21 protein-coding genes are annotated in these 21,930 nt (G+C 72.0%); 8 read left to right on the top strand and 13 right to left on the bottom strand.

Annotation, left to right across the window (positions count from 1 at the left end):
• Nucleotides 1-38: 38 nt before the first annotated feature.
• The 3 genes from AB0J55_RS22390 to AB0J55_RS22380 all read right to left on the bottom strand — a co-directional run bounded on the left by AB0J55_RS22390 (nt 39) and on the right by AB0J55_RS22380 (nt 3,412).
• Nucleotides 39-539 (bottom strand): DUF3455 domain-containing protein, encoded by a 501-nt coding sequence (locus tag AB0J55_RS22390; RefSeq protein ID WP_364251461.1) that lies wholly within the window; start codon nt 537-539, stop codon nt 39-41.
• 86 nt (nt 540-625) lie between these two features.
• A complete protein-coding gene (locus AB0J55_RS22385; protein WP_364251458.1) occupies nt 626-2,191 on the bottom strand; it encodes a sodium:solute symporter in 1,566 nt (521 codons plus the stop codon).
• A gap of 9 nt (nt 2,192-2,200) precedes the next feature.
• A complete protein-coding gene (locus AB0J55_RS22380; RefSeq protein ID WP_364251455.1) occupies nt 2,201-3,412 on the bottom strand; it encodes an anhydro-N-acetylmuramic acid kinase in 1,212 nt (403 codons plus the stop codon).
• Between the two features lie 139 nt (nt 3,413-3,551).
• On the opposite strand from AB0J55_RS22380, the gene ftsY reads away from it, so the two are divergent.
• Nucleotides 3,552-4,832 (top strand): signal recognition particle-docking protein FtsY, encoded by a 1,281-nt coding sequence (gene ftsY / locus AB0J55_RS22375; RefSeq protein WP_364251452.1) that lies wholly within the window; start codon nt 3,552-3,554, stop codon nt 4,830-4,832.
• Here ftsY and AB0J55_RS22370 read toward each other — a convergent pair.
• Both AB0J55_RS22370 and AB0J55_RS22365 read right to left on the bottom strand, forming a co-directional pair.
• Complete coding sequence (locus AB0J55_RS22370) at nt 4,829-5,551, bottom strand: hypothetical protein (protein ID WP_364251449.1); 723 nt, start codon at nt 5,549-5,551, stop codon at nt 4,829-4,831. The genes ftsY and AB0J55_RS22370 overlap by 4 nt on opposite strands.
• Before the next feature lie 95 nt (nt 5,552-5,646).
• Nucleotides 5,647-6,117 carry a hypothetical protein gene (locus AB0J55_RS22365; protein ID WP_364251442.1) on the bottom strand — a complete coding sequence of 157 codons (471 nt, stop codon included), beginning with the start codon at nt 6,115-6,117 and terminating at the stop codon, nt 5,647-5,649.
• A gap of 137 nt (nt 6,118-6,254) precedes the next feature.
• On the opposite strand from AB0J55_RS22365, the gene AB0J55_RS22360 reads away from it, so the two are divergent.
• Nucleotides 6,255-6,755: a GNAT family protein gene (locus tag AB0J55_RS22360; protein ID WP_364251439.1), complete on the top strand. Its 501-nt coding sequence runs from the start codon at nt 6,255-6,257 to the stop codon at nt 6,753-6,755.
• Between the two features lies 1 nt (nt 6,756).
• On the opposite strand, the gene AB0J55_RS22355 is transcribed toward AB0J55_RS22360, so the two are convergent.
• Nucleotides 6,757-7,077, bottom strand: a complete 321-nt coding sequence (locus AB0J55_RS22355; protein ID WP_364251436.1) for a hypothetical protein — start codon at nt 7,075-7,077, stop codon at nt 6,757-6,759.
• A gap of 74 nt (nt 7,078-7,151) precedes the next feature.
• Nucleotides 7,152-7,928, bottom strand: coding sequence for an IclR family transcriptional regulator (locus tag AB0J55_RS22350; protein WP_364251433.1), 777 nt, complete (start codon nt 7,926-7,928; stop codon nt 7,152-7,154).
• Nucleotides 7,929-8,040: 112 nt separating this feature from the next.
• On the opposite strand from AB0J55_RS22350, the gene aceB reads away from it, so the two are divergent.
• Together aceB and AB0J55_RS22340 are read left to right on the top strand one after the other, a co-directional pair.
• Nucleotides 8,041-9,618, top strand: coding sequence for a malate synthase A (aceB, locus tag AB0J55_RS22345; protein ID WP_364251430.1), 1,578 nt, complete (start codon nt 8,041-8,043; stop codon nt 9,616-9,618).
• Nucleotides 9,619-10,806, top strand: a complete 1,188-nt coding sequence (locus AB0J55_RS22340) for an aldolase (RefSeq protein ID WP_364251427.1) — start codon at nt 9,619-9,621, stop codon at nt 10,804-10,806.
• A 3-nt stretch (nt 10,807-10,809) separates the two neighbouring features.
• Here the strand turns inward: AB0J55_RS22340 and AB0J55_RS22335 are convergent, their stop codons facing one another.
• From AB0J55_RS22335 to AB0J55_RS22325, 3 genes are read right to left on the bottom strand one after another with little or no spacing between them, the layout of a single operon-like run.
• Nucleotides 10,810-11,847: a DUF2786 domain-containing protein gene (locus AB0J55_RS22335; RefSeq protein ID WP_364251425.1), complete on the bottom strand. Its 1,038-nt coding sequence runs from the start codon at nt 11,845-11,847 to the stop codon at nt 10,810-10,812.
• Nucleotides 11,847-12,335 carry a MarR family transcriptional regulator gene (locus tag AB0J55_RS22330; protein WP_364251422.1) on the bottom strand — a complete coding sequence of 163 codons (489 nt, stop codon included), beginning with the start codon at nt 12,333-12,335 and terminating at the stop codon, nt 11,847-11,849. Before AB0J55_RS22330 ends, AB0J55_RS22335 begins: the two co-directional genes overlap by 1 nt.
• A 53-nt stretch (nt 12,336-12,388) precedes the next feature.
• Complete coding sequence (locus tag AB0J55_RS22325; RefSeq protein ID WP_364251419.1) at nt 12,389-13,711, bottom strand: PucR family transcriptional regulator ligand-binding domain-containing protein; 1,323 nt, start codon at nt 13,709-13,711, stop codon at nt 12,389-12,391.
• A 124-nt stretch (nt 13,712-13,835) separates the two neighbouring features.
• Here AB0J55_RS22325 and AB0J55_RS22320 point away from each other — a divergent pair, with 124 nt between their 5' ends.
• Genes AB0J55_RS22320 through pucD form a run of 4 tightly spaced genes read left to right on the top strand, consistent with a single transcriptional unit; the run spans nt 13,836 to nt 18,749 of the window.
• On the top strand, nt 13,836-14,699 hold the full coding sequence (locus AB0J55_RS22320) for an FAD binding domain-containing protein (protein WP_364251416.1): 864 nt from the start codon (nt 13,836-13,838) through the stop codon (nt 14,697-14,699).
• A complete protein-coding gene (locus AB0J55_RS22315) occupies nt 14,690-15,157 on the top strand; it encodes a (2Fe-2S)-binding protein (RefSeq protein ID WP_364251413.1) in 468 nt (155 codons plus the stop codon). Before AB0J55_RS22320 ends, AB0J55_RS22315 begins: the two co-directional genes overlap by 10 nt.
• On the top strand, nt 15,154-16,494 hold the full coding sequence (locus tag AB0J55_RS22310) for an 8-oxoguanine deaminase (protein ID WP_364251410.1): 1,341 nt from the start codon (nt 15,154-15,156) through the stop codon (nt 16,492-16,494). The genes AB0J55_RS22315 and AB0J55_RS22310 overlap by 4 nt, the downstream gene beginning before the upstream one ends.
• Complete coding sequence (gene pucD / locus AB0J55_RS22305; RefSeq protein ID WP_364251407.1) at nt 16,491-18,749, top strand: xanthine dehydrogenase subunit D; 2,259 nt, start codon at nt 16,491-16,493, stop codon at nt 18,747-18,749. Before AB0J55_RS22310 ends, pucD begins: the two co-directional genes overlap by 4 nt.
• Here the strand turns inward: pucD and AB0J55_RS22300 are convergent.
• The 3 genes from AB0J55_RS22300 to pucL all read right to left on the bottom strand — a co-directional run bounded on the left by AB0J55_RS22300 (nt 18,742) and on the right by pucL (nt 21,930).
• Nucleotides 18,742-20,316 carry a ricin-type beta-trefoil lectin domain protein gene (locus AB0J55_RS22300; RefSeq protein ID WP_364251404.1) on the bottom strand — a complete coding sequence of 525 codons (1,575 nt, stop codon included), beginning with the start codon at nt 20,314-20,316 and terminating at the stop codon, nt 18,742-18,744. The genes pucD and AB0J55_RS22300 overlap by 8 nt on opposite strands.
• Nucleotides 20,317-20,436: 120 nt before the next feature.
• Nucleotides 20,437-20,997, bottom strand: a complete 561-nt coding sequence (locus AB0J55_RS22295) for a TetR/AcrR family transcriptional regulator (RefSeq protein ID WP_364251946.1) — start codon at nt 20,995-20,997, stop codon at nt 20,437-20,439.
• A gap of 51 nt (nt 20,998-21,048) precedes the next feature.
• Nucleotides 21,049-21,930, bottom strand: coding sequence for a factor-independent urate hydroxylase (pucL, locus tag AB0J55_RS22290; RefSeq protein WP_364251401.1), 882 nt, complete (start codon nt 21,928-21,930; stop codon nt 21,049-21,051).

Here is a 21,930-nt window from a genome sequence, read left to right as displayed (position 1 = left end):
TTCCCAGGCTACGGGAGCGGGAGGGGCACCACATCCGCCTATTCGGCGACCCAGAAGGCGTAGTCGGCCGAGTAGCGGACCGCGGTCTGGGCGCCGTCCGTGCAGGTCCCGGCCGGAGCCACGCCGCCGCGGGTGTTCAGCCGCTGGATGTACGTCACCTTGCCGAAGATCCCGTCGCCGGTGTTGAGGTTGGCCTTGAGCAGCAGCTCCGGGATGGCGCCCTCCCGCGGGGAGTTGGCCACGGCCGACGCGCCGACCGTGCTGCCGTCCACAATGGACGTCCACACCGGACCCTTGCTGTGCAGGGCCACCGGCTTCCCGTGCTTCGACAGGACCGCCGCGGGCTGGATCAGGGCCCACGCGCCGTTCGTGCAGCCGTAGATCTGGACGCCCTCGGCGGGGAAGCTCGCCAGCGCGACGTTGCCCGCCGGGACCTTGATCGCGTCCGGCACCTTCGGGGCCGCCGGGGTGGCCGAAGCCGTCGCCGCGCCGCCGACCAGGAGGGCACCCACCGCGAGCGCCACCGTCATCCGCTTCATGGAATCCACCTTCGAAATCCTCCCGCCGCTTCTCGGCGGGCTCCCGCCCATCCACACGGGAGCCCGCCGGAAACGGTTCAGACGGATCAGGCGGCGCGGACCTCCGCCGTTTCGCCGGCGGCTTCCGCCTCGGCCGCCTTGGGGTCCGGCGTCCGGTGGCGCAGGGCCAGCAACCCGCCCACGACCAGCGTGATCACCACGCCCAGCAGCGTGTACCACGGGTAGGCGAGGGCCACGCGATCGCCGGCCGCCTTGCTGAAGTCGATGCCGATCAGGCCGCCGGTCTTCGCGCTGAACTTCACCCCGAGGATGACGAACGCCATCACCACGACCGTCGTCACGAACGCGATGATCGCGTCCGCCTGCCGAGCCTTCTTGATCAGCAGGCCCAGCAGGAACGAGCCGAGCAGCGCGCCGTAGGTGTAGCCGGTGATCGCCAGCCCGAGCTCGATCACCGAGTTCTTCGTGGTGGAGAACAGCGACGCGAACACCGCGAACACCACGGCCCAGATCAATGTCCACATGCGACCGTGCCGCAGCAGCTTCGAGTCCTCCGGCGAGCGTTTGGTGAACCGCTGGTAGAGGTCGGCCACGGTGGACGTCGAAAGGGCGTTGAGCGCCGAGGCCAGCGCGCCCATGGTCGAGGCCAGCACACCCGCGATGAGCAGGCCCGACACGCCGACCGGCAGGTCGTCGATGATGAACCGCGAGAACACGTCGTCCGGGCTCTGCAGCCCCAGCTGCGCGACGGACTTCCGGCCGTTGAACACCCACAGCATCGCCCCGACCAGCAGGAACAGCGCGAACTGGATGGTGACGATGATGCCGCTGCCGATCAGCGCCTTCTGCCCGTCGCGCAGGCTGCGGGTGGCCATCAGCCGCTGCGCGATCAGCTGGTCGGCGCCGTGCGAGGCCATCGACAGGGCCGCGCCGCCGAGCACCGCCGTCACGAAGGCGTACGGGCTGGTCAGCAGGTTCTTCGTGAAGTCGACGAGCATGAACTTGCCGTCCGCGGACGCTTGCGACGCCCAGTCGGCCGGCAGCTTGTTCAGCAGCACGATTGCGGCCACCGCCGCACCGCCCAGGTACAGCGACAGCTGGATGACGTCGACCCAGACGACCGCCTTGATCCCGCCGATGTAGGCGTAGATCAGCGTCAGCGCGGTCAGGATGACGACGATCACCCAGTAGTCCAGGTGGATGTTGTAGTGCCCGAGGATCACCTTGATCGGGATCGCGCCGGCGAACAGCCGCACCCCTTCGGCCAGCAGCCGCGTGATCACGAAGGTGACCGACGCGGTGCCCTGCAGCCCGGAGCCGAACCGCTTCCCCAGGAACGCGTACGCGCTGACGAGGTTGCCGCGGAAGTACCGCGGCAGCAGCACGAACGCGGCGACGGTCCGGCCGATGATGTAGCCGAACGCCAGCTGCAGGAACAGGAACGCGTTGCCGAAGACCAGCCCCGGCGTGCTGATCACGGTCAGTGTCGAGGTCTCCGTGGCCACCACGGACAGCATCACCGCGCCCCACGGGAGACTGCGCTCGCCGACGAAGTAGTCGGCCGCCGACCGTTGCTTCCGGCCGACGAGCACGCCTATCAGCGGCATCGCCGCCAGGTAGACCACGATGATGGCGAGGTCGACACCGCGCATGGATCTCTCCTACCGTCCGGTCTTCTCCGCGACTCGCAACCGTGTCACGCTGCCCCCCAGCGGGGCGGGAAGGATCAGGGGGCCGGTGCCCGGGACCAGCGCGCCGAGCACGCGCGGCCCGCGTGCACCGGTCGCCGACGGCACCGTACCCGGCACGCCGCACCAGCTCAGCCAGCCCAGCAAGGCGGTGAGGTACGCCTCCTTGCCGGCGCCCGGCAGCCCGAGGTCGTCGCTCGTCTTCAGCGTCGCCGACGGCAGGTTCCGGGCCAGCGCCGCCATCAGCGCCGGGTTCCGGACCCCGCCGCCGGAGGCGATGACGGTCCCGGCGCCGTGCCGGCGGCACTGCTCGGCGACGGTGACGGCGGTCAGCTCGGTCAGCGTCGCCAGCAGGTCGCCGGGTTCGAGCGGCGGCAGGCCGCCGAGGGCGGCGTCGAGGTAGGGCGCGTTGAAGTGCTCCTTGCCGGTGGACTTCGGCGGCGCGGCGGCGAAGTACGGGTCGGCGAGCAACCGGCCGAGCAGGTCCTGGCGCACCGACCCGCCGAGCGCGAGCCGGCCGTCGGCGTCGCTGTGCCGCCCGGCGACGCGGTGGGCTGCGAGGTCGAGCAGGGCGTTGGCGGGCCCGGTGTCGTAGGCGATCGCCGGCGCGCCCGCGGTGACGACGGTGATGTTCGCGATGCCGCCGAGGTTGAGCGCGGCGACCGGGTGGCCGGCGTCCTCGGCGAGGCCGCGCAGCCACAGCTGGTCGAACGTGCTCGCCAGCGGTGCCCCGTGGCCGCCCGCGGCGACGTCGCGGGCACGCAGGTCCGCGCACACCGGCAGCCCGGTGCGTTCGGCGATCCAGGCGGGCTGGCCGAGCTGCAGAGTGCCGCGGACGTGGCCGTCCTCGACCCAGTGGAACACCGTCTGGCCCAGCGACGCGACCAGGTCCGCGGAGCCGCCGGCCAGTTCTCCGGCGCCGCGGGCGGCCGCGTCGGCGAACGCCTGCCCGACGCCGGTGTCCAGCCGGGTCAGCTCCCCGGCGGTGCAGGGGTTCGGCGGCAGCGCGGCGAGCAGGGCCTCGCGCAGCGGTTCCGGGTAGGGGACGTCGAGCTCGCCCAGGGGCGTCAGCACGACGGTGCCGGCTTCGGCGTGCAGGTCGGCGGCGGCCACGTCGATCCCGTCGATCGACGTGCCCGAAATCAACCCGATCACCCGATAGCCGTGGCTGGCGTTCAACCCCATCCGGAGGGGTTTAGTGCAGCGTTGCCTGTGACGCAACCCACGTGGTGAAGTCTTGGCCCAATCGGGACCCAGATGGTTGCGAATTGCCTGTGTGGACGGGGTGTCTGCCGGGCGGCGACGCGGATGAAAGGATGGGCCCGTGTCGAGCACCTGGTTCCTGTTCGTAGTCGTCGCCGTCGTCGTCCTGGTCGCCCTGCTGGTGACCGGTCTGCTGATCGCCCGCAGGCGGCGGATCAGCCTGGACGCCCAGCGCGAGGTCGAGGAGAAACCGAAGGGCGGCTCGTACGCGGCCAGCGGGGGCATCGCGCTCGCGCCCGGCGGCGCGGCTGCTCCCGAGCACCCGGTCGAGGACCGGCCCGAGGTCGACGGCCAGCCGGCCGTCGGCGACGACGCGGCGGTGCCGCGCGACTCGGCGCAGCGCACGGTCCGGGACGTCAAGCTGCCCGACGCCGAGGTCGTCGAACCGGCCCCGGTCGCCGAGGAGATCGAGCCGGCGACGGGCCGCATGGAGCGGCTGCGCGGCCGGCTGTCGAAGTCGCGCTCGATGTTCGGCACCAGCCTGCTCGGCCTGCTCGGCGCGGGCGACCTCGACGAGGACTCCTGGCAGGACGTCGAGGACACGCTGCTGATGGCCGACCTGGGCGCGGCCACCACGAACCAGATCGTCGAGCGGCTGCGCGACGAGCTGTCCCGGCGCGCGGTGCGGTCGTCGGCCGAGGCCCGCGAAGTGCTGCACGAGGTGCTGACCGCGCAGCTGTCGACCGACGGCCACCGCGCGGTGCGGGCGCTGCCGCACACCGTCGACGGGAAGAAGCAGCCCGCGGTGGTGCTGGTGGCGGGGGTCAACGGCACGGGCAAGACGACGACCACGGGCAAGCTCGCCCGCGTCCTGGTGGCCCAGGGCGGCACGGTGCTGCTGGGCGCGGCGGACACGTTCCGCGCGGCGGCGGCCGACCAGCTGCAGACGTGGGCCGAGCGCGTGGGCGCGGAGGTCGTCCGCGGCAAGGAGGGCGCGGACCCGGCGGCGGTGGCCTTCGACGCGGTCAAGCGCGGCGTGGACACCGGCGTGGACGCGGTCCTGGTCGACACCGCCGGCCGCCTGCACACGAAGACGGGCTTGATGGACGAGCTGGGCAAGGTCAAGCGCGTCGTGGAAAAGCAGGCGAAGGTCGACGAGGTGCTCCTGGTCCTGGACGCGACCACGGGCCAGAACGGGCTCATGCAGGCCCGCGTGTTCGCCGAGGTCATCGACGTCACCGGCATCGTGCTGACGAAGCTGGACGGCACGGCCAAGGGCGGCATCGTGTTCCAGGTCCAGAAGGAGCTGGGGGTGCCGGTGAAGCTGGTCGGGCTCGGCGAGGGCCCGGACGACCTGGCGCCGTTCGAGCCGGGTGCCTTCGTGGACGCCCTCCTGGGCTAGCGGATCGGGCAGCCGGTCTGAAAGTCGTAGACCATCAGGCCGTGCCCGAGCTGCCGGAGGTGGGCCGGGCACAGCTGCTTCGCCGTCGTCGGGGGATTCGTGCACTGCCGGTCCAGGCTCGCCAGCGCCCGGCACGCCGAGGGGTTCCGCGTCCGCGCCGAGGCGCCTGCGTCCGGGATGAAGAGCCCGCTGCGGGTGCGGATCTGCCGGTCGGCCGGTGGGGTCCAGCGCCGGGTCGGCGGCAGGCGGAAGAGCGGGGTGCCGTCGGGCCGCCGCAGGCCGACGTCGGACAGCAGGCGCGCGTTGGGGGCGTGCGCCGGGATCTCCAGCCGCGAGGTGCCGGTCTGCAGCCGTGACCACCCGAATCCGCGCAGCAGCGGATCCGAGCCGGTCCCGCGCGACGGATCCAGGATCATCGCGCTGCCGACGTAGTCCCCGCGCGGTACGGACAGGCGGGTCGAGTCCCCGAGCAGCAGGGAGACGATCGCTCCGCCGGACGGGTCGCCCGCTTCCTGGAGCGTGACGATCACCGGTGTCCTGGCCTGCAGCCGCAGGTGGTTGCCGATGGTGATGTCGATGGTGTCCGTGCCGCCGCGCCACGGTGTCTGCCACGTGCGCGGCCCGTCGAAGACCCGGTCGAGCACCCGGTCGAACAGCCGGTCCGCGACCTTCGCCGCCGCCCAGCCCAGCATCGGCCCCACCACGATCGGATCCACCATCGCCCGCCTCCCTCGCGTCCACCGGTACAGACGCGCCGTGGCGGCGTTCTGATACACCCCTTTTCGGGCCGGACCGGCTCGGGAGCGATCGCCGGTCAGAGCCGGAACAGCGGCGTCCCGTCCGCCTTCCGCAGCCCCAGCTGCAGGATCACCGGCGCCGACGGGCGGCTGACCGGGATCAGGCACGGGGACGTCCGGCGGGCCGCCACCGTCAGCCGGGACCAGCCGATGCCCTGGAGCGTGCGGCGGGCCGGGTCGACCACCATCGCCGCCCCGAAGTAGCGGCCGCCCGGGAGGGCGATGCGGGCGGTGTGGCCCAGGACCGCCGGGAACGCCGTGCCGGTGCGGCTGCCGTCCTCCTGCAGCGTGATGATCACCGGGGTGCGGGCCTTCGCGGCGAGGTGGTGGCGGACGCTGATCTCGGCCGTCCCCGCCGGGGCGGTCAGCGGCCGCGGCCACGCGGGTGGCGCGGCCGGCCCGTCGAGCGCCCGGGCGACGAGCCGGTCCAGCAGGTTCGAAGAGGCGCCTTGGGCGAGCCAGGCCAGGGCGCCGGTGTGCGGGTCCATGCGGTCCCTCCGGCGATATTCGGGTGACGGCGGCGGCGGTGCGAGCGCAGAATCCGGGCATGCCCGGTTGACGCACGCGTGCCCCTCCTCGTGACAGACGCTCCGAAGCCGTCGTTCGCTACGAGAGAGGACCCATCATGACCGCCATTGACGGCGACCGGGTGCGGCTGCGCCCGATCGGCGCAGCCGACCGCGTCCGGCTGCGCGAAATCCTGGCCACCCCCGAGGTCGCCCGCTGGTGGGGCGACCCGGACCGGGAGACCGAAGGCCTGTACGAGGTCGAAGAGGGCTACACCGTCTACGTGATCGAATCCGGCGGCGAGGTCGTCGGCCTGATCCAGAGCTGCGAGGAGCTGGACCCGCAGTACCGCCACGCGGGCATCGACATCTCGGTCCACCCGGCGTTCCACGGCCGCGGCATCGGCACGGACGCGATCCGCACGCTGGCCGCGCACCTGTTCGCGAACGGCCACCACCGGCTGACGATCGACCCGGCGGCGTCCAACGAGACGGCGATCCGGGTGTACACGAAGGTGGGATTCCGGCCGGTCGGGGTGCTGCGGAACTACGAACGCGCTCCGGACGGCACCTGGCACGACGGGTTGCTGATGGATCTGCTGGCGGGGGAGCTGAGCTGAGTCAGTCCTTGTCGACGACGTGCTGAAGCAGCCGGCTGATCTGCTCCACGCTGACGTTGATCTTGGTGAACCCGCTTTGTACTTCAGCCCGGAGATCGGCGACGTCAGTCTTGAGCCCCGAGATGTCGTGACCGTGCTCGATCTGCGTCTCGCGCAGTGCGTTCAGCACCTGAGTGTGGCCGTTCAGGGTCTGCTTGAAGTCGGAGACATCGCGGTCCGCCGTGCCGGCGAGAATACGAGCCGCCGCGGCGTCCTGCCGCGTGTGCTGCACCTGTTCCTCCAACGCGGTCACGCGGGCTTCGAGGTCTTCGAGGCTTGCCATGCCGCCGACTTTACCGGCGCCCGGCTCACTCGCCGCAGGGGGGTCACTTTGTGTCACCATAGTTTCACCCAATGTCACACTTGCGCGACGGCCTGGGACAGGCTAGCGCCGAGGGCGTCCGCGACCCGCTGCACCGCCGGGGCGATGTGCGCCACCGCCTCGGCGGTCAGCCGTCCCGACGGCCCCGACACCGACACCGCCGCCGGAACCGGCGCCCCCGGCACCGCCACCGCGACACACCGCACCCCCAGCTCCTGCTCTGCCTCGTCCAGCGCGTAGCCCTGCGACGCGATCCTCGACAGCTCGACCGCCAGCGCGTCCGGGTCCGTGAACGTGTGCTCGGTGTACGCCGGCATCCCGGTCCGGCCGAGCAGCTCGCGCACCTCGGAATCGGGCAGGTGCGCCAGCATCGCCTTGCCGACCCCGGTCCCGTGCGGCAGCAACCGCCGTCCCACCTCGGTGAACATCCGCATCGAGTGCTTCGAAGGCACCTGGGCCACGTACACGACCTCGTCGCGCTCCAGGACCGCCAGGTTCGCCGTCTCGCCGACCTCCTCCACCAGCTCCGCCAGCAGCGGCCGCGCCCACGCGCCGAACTGCATGCTCGCGTTCTCGCCCAGCCGGATCAGGCGGGCGCCCAGTGCGTAGCGGCGGTTCGTGTTCTGGCGGACGTACCCCAGATCCACGAGCGTGCGGATCAGCCGGTGGATGGTCGGCATCGGCAGCCCGGACAGCGTCGCCAGCTCCGACAGGCTGGCTTCGCCGCCGGTGTCCGCCAGGTGTTCCAGCAGCTCGAAGGCGCGCTGCAGGGACTGGACGCCGCCGTCGCGACCGTTCTTCTCCGCCGGCACGGTGGCCCTCCTTACGTCGGCGTTGAGCTTCCGCTATGCAGAAACTATAGTCCGGCTGGTAGAAAACCGTAGGGCCGTTATCCAAAGATCCGAACCCTCGAGGTGTTTCCCCATGTCTTCTGAAGTCCAGGTGCTGGGCGACCCGGTCGAGCGCGGCGACGAGATCCTCACGCCGGAGGCGCTCGCCTTCCTCGCCGGCCTGCACGACGCCTTCGCCGCCCGCCGCGACGAGCTGCTCCAGGCGCGGAGCAAGCGGCGCGAGGAGGCCCGGACCACCGGCCGGCTCGACTTCCTGCCCGAGACCAAGGAGATCCGCGAAGGCGACTGGCGGGTCGCCGGCGCGCCGCCCGCGCTGCGCGACCGCCGCGTCGAGATCACCGGGCCGACCGACCGCAAGATGACCATCAACGCGCTCAACTCCGGTGCGAAGGTGTGGCTCGCCGACCTCGAAGACGCCAACACCCCGCACTGGCACAACGTGGTCTCCGGCCAGGTCAACCTCTACGACGCCATCCGCGAAACCATCACCCTGGAGAGCGGCGGCAAGAGCTACGCCCTCAAGGACGACGTCGAGCACGCCACGATCGTGGTCCGCCCGCGCGGCTGGCACCTGCCCGAAAGCCACCTGAAGTTCGGTGACCGCGAAGGCGTCGGCGCGCTCGTCGACTTCGGCCTGCACTTCTTCCACAACGCCGCCGAACTGCTCAAGCGCGGCAAGGGCCCGTACTACTACCTGCCGAAGATGGAGAGCCACCTCGAAGCGCGGCTCTGGAACGACGTCTTCACCCACGCCGAGAAGACCCTCGGCATCGAGCACGGCACCGTCCGCGCCACCGTGCTGATCGAGACCATCCCGGCCGCGTTCGAGATGGAGGAGATCCTCTACGAGCTGCGCGAACACGCCTCGGGCCTCAACGCGGGCCGCTGGGACTACCTGTTCAGCGTGATCAAGTACTTCCGCGACGCGGGCGAGAAGTTCGTGCTGCCGGACCGCAACTCCGTCACCATGACCGCGCCCTTCATGCGCGCCTACACCGAGCTGCTGGTGCGCACCTGCCACAAGCGCGGCGCGTTCGCGATCGGCGGCATGGCCGCGTTCATCCCGAGCAAGGACCCCGAGGTCAACAAGGGGGCCTTCGAGAAGGTCCACGCGGACAAGTCGCGCGAGGCCGGCGACGGCTTCGACGGCTCCTGGGTCGCGCACCCGGGCATGGTCGAGCTCTGCAAGGAGGAGTTCGACAAGGTCCTCGGCGAAAAGCCGAACCAGCTCGAGCGCACCCGCGACGAGGTCAGCGTCACGGCCGACCAGCTGCTCGACGTCGCTTCGACGCCGGGCGGGGCGACGGCGGCCGGCCTGCGCGCCGCGGTCGACGTCGGTGTCCGCTACATCGCGTCCTGGCTGGGCGGCAACGGCGCGGCGGCCATCCACAACCTGATGGAGGACGCGGCCACCGCCGAGATCTCGCGCTCGCAGATCTGGCAGTGGGTCAAGAACGGGACCACTTTGGACAGTGGCGACGTCGTGACGTCGGAGCTGGTGCGCGGGGTGCTGGCGGACGTCCGCGGCGAGCTGGCGGCCGAGCTCAAGCCGGAGCTGCTGGAGCCGGCCGTGGAGCTGTTCGAGCAGGTCGCGCTGGCCGAGGAGTTCCCGGACTTCCTGACCCTGCCGGCCTACGAGCGGATCAAGTAGGTGCGGCTGCCCGAGGACGTCTACGACGCCGCCGACGCGCGCCTGGCTGCGGCCGACGCGCGCGTCGCGGCGTCGTACCCGGGGGAGCGGCCGGGGCGGCAGCCGGTGCACACGGTCTACGTCCCGGCGTCGCAGTACAAGACGCGCCTGGTCGCCGACTGGGGCAAGCAGGCGATGCGGGTCTTCGTCGAACACGGCGACCTGCTCGGCCTCGACGGCGGCGGGTACGAGCGCGTGCGCGCGAAGCTGCTCACCGAACCGATCGAGGACCTGCGGATCGACTTCGAGGACGGCTACGGCCGGGTGCCCGACGACGTCGAGGACGCGGCGGCGCGCGCGGCCGGGCAGACCCTGGCGACGACCGGCGGGACGCCGTTCTGCGGTATCCGCTTCAAGAGCTTCGAGGCGGCGACGCGCCGGCGTGGCATCCGCACCCTGGACCTGTTCCTGGGTGCGTTGCTGGACAACGGCCCGCTGCCGCCCGGGTTCGTCGTCACGCTGCCGAAGGTGACGGCGGTCGAGCAGGTCTCGGTGGCCGCGGAAATCCTGGCGCGCCTGGAATCCGCGTACGACCTCGCTCCGGGAACCTTGCGCTTCGAGGTCCAGATCGAGACCTCCCAGTCCATTGTGGACACCGACGGGACGCTGTCGGTGGCGCGGATCGTGCAGGCCGCTTCGGGCCGCTGTTCGGGGTTGCACTACGGCACGTACGACTACAGCGCGGGCCTCGGCATCGCGGCGGCGTACCAGAGCATGGAGCACCCGGCGGCGGACCTCGCGAAGGGCCTGATGCAGGTTTCGGCGGCGGGCACGGGAGTCCGGCTCTCGGACGGCTCGACCAACCGGCTCCCGGTCGGCGACGCCCTGCCCGCGGCGTGGGCCGAGCACCTGAGGCTGGTCCGCCGGTCGCTGGAGCGCGGCTTCTACCAGGGCTGGGACCTGCACCCCCACCAGCTGCCGACCCGCTTCGCGGCGACGTACACGTTCTACCGCTCGGGATTTCCGGAGGCGGTGGCGCGGTTGCGCGCGTACGGGGAGAAGAAGGCCGGGGGCGTGCTGGACGAACCGGCGACCGCGCAGGCGCTGGCGGTGTACCTGCTGCGGGGGCTGGATTGCGGGGCGCTCGACGAGGGTGAGCTGACGTTCGGACGGCCGGAGCTGGAGAAGTACGCCCAGCGGCTCGCCTGAAGGTCACTCACCGAGCCGGGCGCGGTCGGCCGCCGAGCGGCCGGCGTCCCAGCCCTCGGCACTGCGCACGGTCACCGATTTGCCCACCACCTGCGGGAACAGCGTGGTGAACGCCGTGTTCACCCGCAAGTCGTGCGAGGCCAGCGCCGGCAGCAGCCGGTCCGCGCCCGGCGTGGCCGTGAGCGTGGCCGCGGCCGCCTGTTCGAGGCGCTCGCCGATCCGGGTGGCGTAGGCGACGAGGAACGACTTGCGGAACGGCCGCGACCGGCCGGCCGGGTCGGCGATCATCGCCCGCGTCGCCTGGACCAGCAGGGACGTCGTCAGCAGCGTGACGGCGTCCAGGTCGTCGCCGACCACGGTGACGAAGTCCCAGCGCGGGTCGAAGACCGCGCGGCAGCGGTTGGCCTTCGCGACCACGTCGACCAGCAACGACTTCGCGTCGGTGTACGGCGTGTCGAGCCAGATCCGGCGGGACGACGGCAGCTCCTGTCCGGCCGTCACCAGCACGCGGTCCAAGGCGTGCCGGGTCATGAGCTCCTGGGCCTTCGCCGACAGCGCCTCCGCTTCATCGGGGAACGAGCTCGACTCGGCCTTGGCCAGCAGCGCCCGGACCCGGCTCAGCTTCTTGTCGTCGACACCGTGCCGGCCGGCCGGCTGCGGCGCGGTCCCCGAGACCGGCAGGGTGAGCAGCAGGCCCATGGCGTCCACCACCGCCGTCACGGCCTCGGCCGGGGTGAGGATGTGCTTCGCCGCCCACTGCGCCAGGTGCGGTCCGGCGTCGAGCAGGTACGAGCAGGCGAATTCGTCCACGCGGCGGCTCGCGGCCTGACGCAGGTCCTCGGGCGGCCAGCCGCCCCGGTGGGCCCGGTCGAGCAGCGGCCGGACGGCCAGTTCCGCGCCCCGGACCAGCTCGCCGGACAGCTCGAAGCCCGGGGCGAGCCACCGGGCGTCCGCCCCGGCCCGGGCGGCGGCCAGCAGCGCACCCGCGAAGCCCTCGGCCGTCGTCGGCAGCTCGCCGGCCGGCGCCTTCCGGTTGCCCACTAGCGCAGCCTGGGGAGGGCGTCGCGGGCGAAGTGGCTCAGCGTGCGCAGGTCTTCGGCGAACCGCTCGCGGTGCTCCTGCGGCAGGGGGCGGAAGAAGAACCGCTCGATGTTCTCCACGTGCACGCGGCTGGCCCGCACGGTGGTCTCCTCGCCGAGCGCGGTCAGGCGCACCAGCTGCACCCGCCGGTCGCGCGGGTCGGCGGTGCGGGTCACCAGCCCGAGGGCCTCCATCCGGTCGACCAGCCGGGTCGCCCCGCCCGTGGTGAGCACCTGCTCCTGCGCGATCGAGCGCATCGTCAGCCCGCCCTCACCGGCGCGGCCGACGATCAGCAGCACCTCGTAGACCAGGTGCGTGATCCCGCACTCGCGTTCCAGCGCCCGGCCGAGCAGGTATTCCAGCCGGTTCGCCGCGCCCTGCAGCCGCCCGAAGGCCTGCACGCGGGCATCGTTCGCCGCCTGCCGGGCCGAAGTGATTTCGGGGTCCACCCCCTCATCCTCCCGCCTGCCCGCCGGCGCGCAACGCGAGGTGGTCCCCGGCCTCACTCTCCCGCGAGTAACGCCAGGTAGACGTCGAGCTGGTCGGTGAACTCGGTCAGATCCGCGCCGAGCAGCTCGCCCGCGCGGCCGATCCGGTAGCGCAGCGTGTTGACGTGGACGTGCAGGGCCTTCGCCGCCCGGGTCGGGGAGCCCGAGCACTCCAGGAACACCCGGACCGTGTGCACCAGGTCCGTGTGCTGCTCGGCGTCGTAGGCCAGCAGCGGGCCGAGGACCCGCCGCCGCAGGGCCGCGTGCAGGCCGTCGGGGGCGCCGGCCAGCAGCAGTTGGTGCACGTCCACTTCGGCCGCCGGGACGGTCACCACCCGGCCCGGGCGCCGCGCCGCCACCGCCACCGCGTACCGCGCGCTTTCCCGAGCCTCCTCCCGCGGACCCGGATCGCTCACCCCGCACAGGATCCGGGTGGCCCGCAGCAGTGGTTCCACAGTGGACAGTTCGGCCGGCGCCGGCGACGAAGCAGTCGCCGCGAACGACGTTTCCCCGGCGGTTTCGAGCAGGACCGCGTCCGGCAGCCACTCGCTCAGGACGTCCCGGCTCTCGTCGCTCCCCGCGGTCCGCAACGCGACCACGCGCGCCTCTTCCGGCAACGACGGTTCCGGCCGGGCCGCCCGTGCGCGCGTGACGCCGACGAGCCCCGCGAGTTCCTCGGCCAGCTCGGCCTGGGCGGTGCTCAGCGGCGCGCCCGCGGCGATCAGCCACGGCACCGCGTGCCGTCCCTCGACCGGGACCACCGTCAGCGGCCCGGGCTCGCGCGCTGCGTACCGGCGGACGACGTCCTCGGCCGGCATCGGCAGCGGCGCCGTCCCGGCGACCACCCGGCCCAGCCCCGACAGCACCCAGCAGGGCAGCCCGAGCTCCGCCGACGCGCGCTCCAGCAGCGTTCCGACCGGCGCCTCGGCCGCGGCCTGCAAACGTTTGCGGGCACTGTCGGACGCCGCCGCCAGCGCCAGCACCACCTGCTCGGTGATCACCGAAAACGACAGGTCGGCGGGCACTTCGAGGAGCGGGATCCGGTGCCGGACGCAGGCGTCGACGACGTCGTCCGGGATCCCGCCCGAGTCGGCGCCGGACGCGGCCAGCGCGGCCGCGCCCGAGCGGGCCAGCGCGGCCACGAACGGCTCGGCGTCCCCCGGCGCGCGCCACCAGAGCAGGCCGGAGAGCACCAGCTCGCCGGCCGACAGGTACCGCCCGGGGTCGGGCAGCTCCGTGACATAGATGCGTGTCACCGGCCGGTCGAGCAGGTCGGTCCCGGCCCGCGGGCGCAGCCGCAGCCCCGGCAGGCCCAGCAGAGTTTTCACGGTCGTCATGAGGCTTGTAGGAAAGCACAATCGCGCCGGGTTTCGCTCCTGTGCGTTTCATGCGTGGTGCCGTTGCCGCCCGCGCCCGGTCCGTCGTCTACTGGTCTATCGCCTTCACGAAGGAGCAACGACCGTGGAGTTCCTGCGTCCCGCGACGCTCGCCGAGGCCCTGGCCCTCAAGGCCGCGCGGCCGGACGCCGTGCCGATCGCCGGTGGCACCGACGTCATGGTCGAGCTCAACTTCGACCACCGGCGGCCCGCGGCCCTCCTCGACCTGACCACGGTCGCCGAGCTGGCGGAGTGGTCCACATCGGACGGCACGGTCCGGCTCGGCGCCGGCGTCCCGTACTCCCGGGTCATCACCGACCTGGGCGAATCCGTCCCGGCGCTGGCCATGGCCTCCCGCACGGTCGGGTCACCCCAGATCCGCAACCGCGGCACGGTCGGCGGCAACCTCGGCGCCGCCTCGCCCGCCGGCGACACGCACCCGGTGCTGCTCGCCCTGGACGCGCGGATCGAGGTGGCCTCCGTCCGGGGGACCCGCCTCCTCCGCGCGGAGGAGTTCTACGTCGGCGTGAAACGCCACGCCCTCGCCCCGGACGAGCTGATCACCGCCGTCCACCTGCCCGAACGCGCCGGGCCGCAGCAGTTCGCCAAGGTCGGCACGCGCAACGCCATGGTCATCGCGGTCTGCTCGTTCGCGATTTCGCTCCGCCGAGGCGAGGTCGGCGCCGCGATCGGGTCCGCCGCGCCGACCCCGCGCCGCGCCCGGGCGGCGGAGGACTTCCTGGCCGCCGAGCTGCCCTGGACGTCGACCGAGCCGCTGCCGGATTCCCTGAAACGCCGCTTCGGCGACCTGGTCGGGGAAGCGGCGTCCCCGATCGACGACGTCCGGGGCAGCGCCGCGTATCGGAAGCACGCTCTGGGGGTACTAGCGCGGCGTACGTTGACCTGGGCCTGGGACGAACACCGGACGGGGGAGCGCGCATGCGCCTGAATGTCACGATCAACGGCGAGCCGCGGCAGGCGGACGACGTCTGGGAAGGGGAAAGCCTGCTGTACGTGCTGCGGGAACGGCTCGGCCTCCCGGGCTCGAAGAACGCCTGCGAGCAGGGCGAATGCGGCTCCTGCACGGTCTACCTCGACGACGTCCCGGTGTGCGCCTGCCTGGTGGCGGCCGGGCAGGCCGAGGGGCGGGTGGTCCGGACGGTCGAGGGGCTGGCCGACGGCGACACGCTCGACCCGGTGCAGCAGTCCTTTGTGGATGCGGGCGCCGTCCAGTGCGGGTTCTGCACACCGGGCCTGGTCGTCGCCGCGCACGACCTGCTGAACCGCGTCCCCGACCGGTCCGACGAGGAGATCCGCGAGGCGCTGGCCGGCAACCTCTGCCGCTGTACCGGCTACGAGAAGATCCTCGACGCGGTGCGCGCGGCGGCGAAGGGCGGTGTCGCGTGAGGACACTCATCGCGAACGCGGCCGTCGCCACCGTCACCGGCGAGGAGTACGCGAGCGGGCACGTCGTCGTCGAGAACGACCGGATCGCCGAAGTCGGCGAAGGCGTGTACACCGGCGAGTTCGACGAGCGCGTCGAGGCCGAAGGCTGCCTGATCACGCCGGGGCTGATCAACACCCACCACCACCTCTACCAGTGGGCGACCCGCGGGCTGGCCGCCGACCACACGCTCTTCGAGTGGCTGGTCGCGCTCTACCCGGTCTGGGGCCGCCTCGACGACGGGATCACGCACGCCGCCGCCACCGCCGGGATGGCGCGGCTGGCGCTGACCGGCTGCACCACCGTCGCCGACCACCACTACGTCTTCCCGCGCGACGGCGGCGACCAGGTCGCGGCGCTGGCCGCGGCCCGGCAGCGGATCGGCGTCCGGCTGCACGTCGTGCGCGGGTCCATGGACCGCGGCGAGTCCGACGGCGGCCTCCCGCCGGACAACCTCGTCGAGACGACCGACGACGCACTCGCCGGCACCGAAGCGGCGATCGACCGCTTCCACGACGACTCTCCCGGCGCCCACCTGCAGATCGCCGCGGGCCCGTGCTCGCCGTTCTCGGTCACCGAGCGGCTGATGTCCGGCGCGGCCGAGCTGGCGCGGCGCAAGGGCGTCCGCCTGCACACCCACCTCGCCGAGACCCTCGACGAAGAACGCCAGTGCCTGGCCGAGGTCGGCTGCACCCCGGCCGAGTACGCCGACAAGCTCGGCTGGCTCGCCGACGACGTGTGGCTGGCGCACACCGTCCACCTCGCGCCCGAGGCGATCCGCCGCTTCGGCGCCACCGGCACCGGCTCGGCGCACTGCCCGACGTCCAACGGCCGTCTCGGCAGCGGCATCGCCCCGGTCCGCGACCTGCTCGACGCGGGGGTGGCGGTCGGCCTCGGCGTCGACGGGGCCGCCTCGAGCGAGTCCGGCGGTCTCGCGGAGGAACTGCACCAGTCGCTCCTGCAGGCCCGCCAGCGTTGCGGGCCCCGCGGCCTGACCACGCGCGAGGCGCTGTGGATGGGCACGATGGGCGGCGCCCGCTGCCTCGGCCGCGCGGACGACCTGGGCTCACTGGAACCCGGGAAGCTCGCCGACCTGGCCGTCTGGGACCTGACCGGGCTGAACTACGCGGGCATCACCGACCCGGTCGCGGCGCTGGTGCTCGGCACCACGCCGCCGCTGCGCCGGCTGTTCGTCGGCGGCAAGGCCGTCGTCGAGGACGGCACCCTGCGCGAAGCCGACGAGACCGCCATCGCCCGCGAGCTGGCCGCCGCGAGCGCGAGACTGCGGGAGAGCCGATGACCACCACTTCCGTCGCTTCGCAGACCGCGAACGGCGTCGGGACGTCGCCGCGGCGGCCCGACGGCACGGTGAAGGTGCGCGGCGAGTTCGCCTACTCCTCGGACCTCTGGCACGAGGACATGGTGTGGGGCGTGACCCTGCGCAGCCCGCACCCGTACGCGCGGATCACCGCGATCGACATCACCGACGCCCTCACCGTGCCCGGCGTGTACGCGGTGCTGACGCACGAGGACGTCCCGGGTCTCAACCGCTACGGCCTTGAACACGCCGACCAGCCGGTGCTCGCTTCGGACGTCGTGCGGTACCAGGGCGAGCCGGTGGCGCTGGTCGCCGCCGACCACCCGGAGACCGCGCGCCGCGCGATGAAGCGCATCCACGTCACGTACGAAGAACTTGAACCGGTGACGGACTCCGAAGCGGCCGTCGCGGGCGAAGGGCCTTCACTGCACGAAGGCGGCAACGTCGTCCGGCACGTGAAGATCCGCCGCGGCTCGCAGGACCTCGAAGCCGACGTCGTCGTCTCGGGCGTCTACGAGGTCGGCATGCAGGACCAGGCCTTCCTCGGCCCGGAGTCCGGGCTCGCCGTGCCGGACACCGAAGGTGGCGTCGACCTGTACGTCGCGACGCAGTGGCTGCACGTCGACCAGCAGCAGATCGTCGCGGCCCTGGGCCTCCCGGTGGAGAAGGTGCGGCTGACGCTCGGCGGCGTCGGCGGGGCGTTCGGCGGCCGCGAAGACCTGTCGATGCAGGTCCACGCCTGCTTGCTGGCGCTGCACATCGGCAAGCCGGTGAAGATGGTGTACAACCGCGAAGAATCCTTCTACGGCCACGTGCACCGCCACCCGGCGAAGATGTACTACGAGCACGGTGCCACGCGTGACGGCCGGCTCGTGTATGTGCGTACGCGGCTCTTCCTCGACGGAGGCGCGTACGCGTCCTCGACCGGTGCGGTGGTCGCGAACGCCGCGACCCTCGGCGTCGGTCCGTACAAAGTGGACAGTGTCTCGGTGGACTGCTGGGGCACCTACACCAACAACCCGCCGTGCGGCGCCATGCGCGGCTTCGGCGCGGTGCAGGCGGCGTTCGGCTACGAGTCCCAGATGGACAAGCTGGCGGCGGCCTGCGGCCTGGACCCGGTGGAGATCCGCGTCCGCAACGCGATGAGCGAGGGCGACCTGATGCCGACCGGCCAGGTCGTCGACGCGGAAGCGCCGGTCGCCGAGCTGCTGACCCGCGTGCGGGAGATGCCGATGCCGCCGGAGCGGCCGTTCGACCTGCGGCACATGCCGGGCGGGGTGTCGAACACGACGCACGGCGAAGGGGTCGTCCGCGGCGTCGGATACGCCGTCGGGATCAAGAACGTCTGCTTCTCCGAAGGCTTCGACGACTACTCGACGGCCCGCGTGCGCCTGCAGCTGGTCGGCGGCGAGCCGGCCGCGACCGTGCACACCGCGGCCTGCGAGGTCGGCCAGGGCCTGGTGACGATCATGCAGCAGATCGTGCGCACGGAACTCGGCGTCGACCAGGTGACGGTCCTGCCGATGGACACCTCGATCGGCAACGGCGGCTCGACGTCGGCGTCGCGCCAGACCTACGTCACCGGTGGCGCGGTGCAGGCCGCCTGCGCGGCCGTGCGGGCGCGGCTGCTGTCCCGGTTCGACCCGAAGGTGCGGGTCGTCGGCGGCAAAATCGTCGCGGCCGACGGCCAGGTGGTCGCCGACCTGGTGGACGTCCTCGGCGACGACGTCCACGACGAAACGGTGGAGTGGCGGCACCGGCCGACGTCCGCCTTGGACCCGGAGACCGGGCAGGGGACCGCGCACGTGCAGTACGCGTTCGCCGCGCACCGGGCCGTCGTCGACGTCGACACCGAGCTCGGCCTGGTCAAGGTGGTCGCGCTGGACTGCGCCCAGGACGTCGGCAAGGCGCTGAACCCCCAGGCCGTCGTGGGCCAGATCCAGGGCGGCTCGGCGCAGGGGCTGGGGCTGGCGGTGATGGAGGAGATCCAGACCTCCGGGGGGAAGATCCGGAACCCCTCCTTCACCGACTACCTGATCCCGACGGTCCTGGACATGCCGCCGATGACCATCGACGTCCTGGAGCGCCCCGACCCGCACGCGCCCTACGGCCTGCGCGGGGTCGGCGAGCCGCCGACGATCTCCTCGACCCCGGCGATCGTGGCCGCGATCCGGGCCGCGACCGGGCTCGCGCTCACCCGCGTCCCGGTCCGGCCGGAGCACCTGACCGCTACCTGAGCTGCCAGTTCTGGTTGGCGTCGTCGTTGCAGTTCCACAGCTCGAGCTGGACGCCGTTGACGTTGCCGGCCGGCTTGTCGCCGCCGGTGACGTCGACGCACAGCCCGGCTTGGCTGATCGAGCCGTCGGCCTCGAGCTTGAACTTCTGGTTGGCGCCACCGTGGCAGGTCCAGGCGATGAGCTTGGTCCCAGCCGCGCTGGTGCCGCCACTGGCGTCGAGGCAGAGGCCGTTGGCCCGCAGCTCCCCGGCGCTGGTGAACGTCCAGGCCTGGTTCCCGCCGCCGTCGCAGTCCCAGATGTCGACCTGGGGGCCGGGCGTGGGGGCGCTGCCGTTGATGTCGATGCAGCGCGACGAAGACGCACCCTCGATCGGGTGCGCGGTGCCGACGCTGCTCCCGGACGAATTCGCCTTCACGCGGTAGACGACCGTGCTGTGCGACGGGACGTTGGCGCTGATCGTGCCGGTGCTGGTGGTCAGCTCCTTCGACCACAGGTTGGTCAGCCGGTAGCTCGACGCGGCGGGCAGCCCGGCCGCGGCGGCCGTCGTTGAGACGGTCTTCGTGGTGCTGTTCTCGTTGAACAGCACGACGGCGACATCGCCGTTCTGGAGCGGTTTCGCCAGGACGTCCAGGCCTCCCGACGACGAGATCCGGGTGGCCTGCTTGCCGAGCGGGTCCTGGTCGACGGCGATGACGTCGCCGTTGAGGTAGGTCGAGAACGTCGCGACGCTGGCGCTGCGGAGGTCGGCGCCGGCGATCAGCGGCGCGGCCATCGCGGCCCAGAGCGTGAAGTGGGCGCGGTCTTCCTGGAAGTCCATGCCGTCGCCGACTTCGAGCATGTCGGGGTCGTTCCAGGCCCCCGGCTTCGCGGCGGCCGCGAGCCCGACGTTCTGGTGGTAGATCGAGTCGATGCTGCCCCAGTTGTTCGTGATGTCGCCGGTGGTGCGCCACAGGTTGCCGACGTCCGGCGCCCAGGTCGACGGGCTGAAGTTGCCCCACTCGCAGATGCTGTAGGCGATCGGGCGGCCGGTGGCCTTGAGCGCGTCGCGCATCGCCGAGTAGCGGCGGACGTAGTCCTGCTGGGTCTCGCCGGCCGGGCTGCCGCAGTTGTCGTACTTGAGGTAGTCGACGCCCCAGCTCGCGAAGAGGTTCGCGTCGGCCTGCTCGTGGCCGAGGCTGCCCGGGTAGTGCTGGCAGGTCTCGGTGCCGGCGCTTTCGTAGATGCCGAACTTCATGCCGCGGGCGTGGATGTAGTCACCGAGGGCCTTGAGGCCGCTCGGGAACTTCGCGGAGTCGGCGACGAGGTTGCCCGAGCCGTCGCGGGAGCGGGTCATCCAGCAGTCGTCGAGGTTGACGTAGGTGTAGCCGCGGTCGCGCATCCCGGAGCTGACCATCAGGTCGGTGGTCTGCTTGACCAGGGTTTCGCTGATGTTGCATTCGAAGGTGTTCCAGGTGTTCCAGCCCATCGGCGGGGTGCGGGCGAGGCCGTTTTCGAGGGCGCCGGCGGGTGGGCTCGCGAGCCCGACGGCGGCGATGGCGGTGGCGAGGACGGCGAGGACACGGCGCATGGCGGCTCCAACCGGACGGCGGTGTGAGGCAGGAGGACTAGACCATTTCTCGATCAGCAGCTTCCGTGTCGGATGCTGCGCGGTCAAGCGCCACTTTGGTGATTCGTGTTGGATCCCCGACTAAAGTTGTGTGCGCTCCTGGAGGAGTCGCCGGGCGACGTCGACGGTCGCGGCCCCGGCGACGGCCATGGCTTCGGTGTCCCGCAGCGAGCGGCAGAGGACGAAGGCGCCTTCGAGGTTGTTCACGGCGGTGATGGTGAGCGTCCGGGCGGCGTCCCGGGGCAGCCCGAACTTCGCGAACTTTTCGGTCCCGGCGTCGATCCAGGCGGTGAAGACGTCGGCGGTGGCCTGCCGGAGCGGTTCGTTGGTGCTGGCGACCTCGAGGGCGACGGTCGCGATCGGACAGCCTTCGACGTAGCCGGTGGCTTCGAGGGTGGCGATCCCGGCGGCGAAGAACGCCTCGATCCCGCTGATCACGTCCGGCGCGGGCGCGATGAAGAGGTCGAACAGCTGGATGTAGGCGAGCCCGGAGGTGCGGATGACCTCCTCGCCGAGCTGCTCCTTGCCGCCGGGGAAGAAGTGGTACAGGGACCCGAACGGGGCATTGGCTTCGGAAACGATCTGCTTCAGCCCGGTGCCGGCGTAGCCGTTGCGCCGGAACAGCTCGGCGCCGGCGGCCATGATGCGTTCCTTGGTCCCTGCCACCCCACGATGATAGAGCGTTCTATCAACTCAGTGGATGTCCCAGGCCGGCCCCGGGTCCTCGGCGTCGTCCCGCAGGACGGTGCCCTCGATCAGCCCGTACGGCCGGTCGGCCGCGTAGAACACCTCGTTGTCGTTCTTCAGCCCGAACGGGCTCAGGTCGACCAGGAAGTGGTGCTTGTTCGGCAGCGACAGCCGCACCTCGGCCACCTCTTCGCGGGTCTCGAGCACCGCCTCGCCCATCGCGTACAGCGTCTGCTGCAGCGAAAGGCTGTGCTTGGTCGCGAACGTCTCCAGCAGCACCCGCCGGATCTCGCGGTGGCTTTCCGCCCAGTCGATGCCCTCGCCCCGGTAGCGCCAGCGCGCGGTCACGGCCGTCGCCAGGATGCGGTCGGCGGTTTCGGCGAGGGTCGTGTACTGGTCGCGCGGGAAGCCGTGGAACTCCGAACCGGTGGACTTCAGCAGCGTCAGGCCGTCGATGCCGGAGACGACCCACGCGCGCCCGTCCTGGATCGTCACGGCGGTCGTGCGGCGTTCGCCGCCGGAGCGGCTGAACGCGTGGTCGTGCGGCTCGCCGCCGACCGGGATGCGGTCCCAGGCGTGCTCGTCGATCTTGATGCGCGCGCCCGTGATGTTTTCCTGCGTGCCGGTGAAGTGGCGGGCCAGGCGCAGGCCGAAGTCCTCGATCTCGTCGACCGGCGCCTCCTTCGCGAAGGCGTACACGGTGTTCTTCTGCGTGTCGGTCGCCAGCACCCCGGCGTTGTCGCCGGTCAGGTGCGTCGCGGCCAGCTCGCCGCGCAGCGACGTCGACACGGTGAGGTCCTTCAGGTGGTGTACGGCGCCTTCGCGGCGCACCGTGACCAGGCGGACCTCCGCCTTGCCGTACTGGTTGGGGCCCAGGGTGATGGCCAC

The sequence above is a fragment of the Amycolatopsis sp. NPDC049688 genome (genome assembly GCF_040674975.1).
In the GTDB taxonomy this organism is placed as follows: Bacteria; Actinomycetota; Actinomycetes; order Mycobacteriales; family Pseudonocardiaceae; genus Amycolatopsis.
This window is presented reverse-complemented; position numbering and strand designations above follow the sequence as displayed.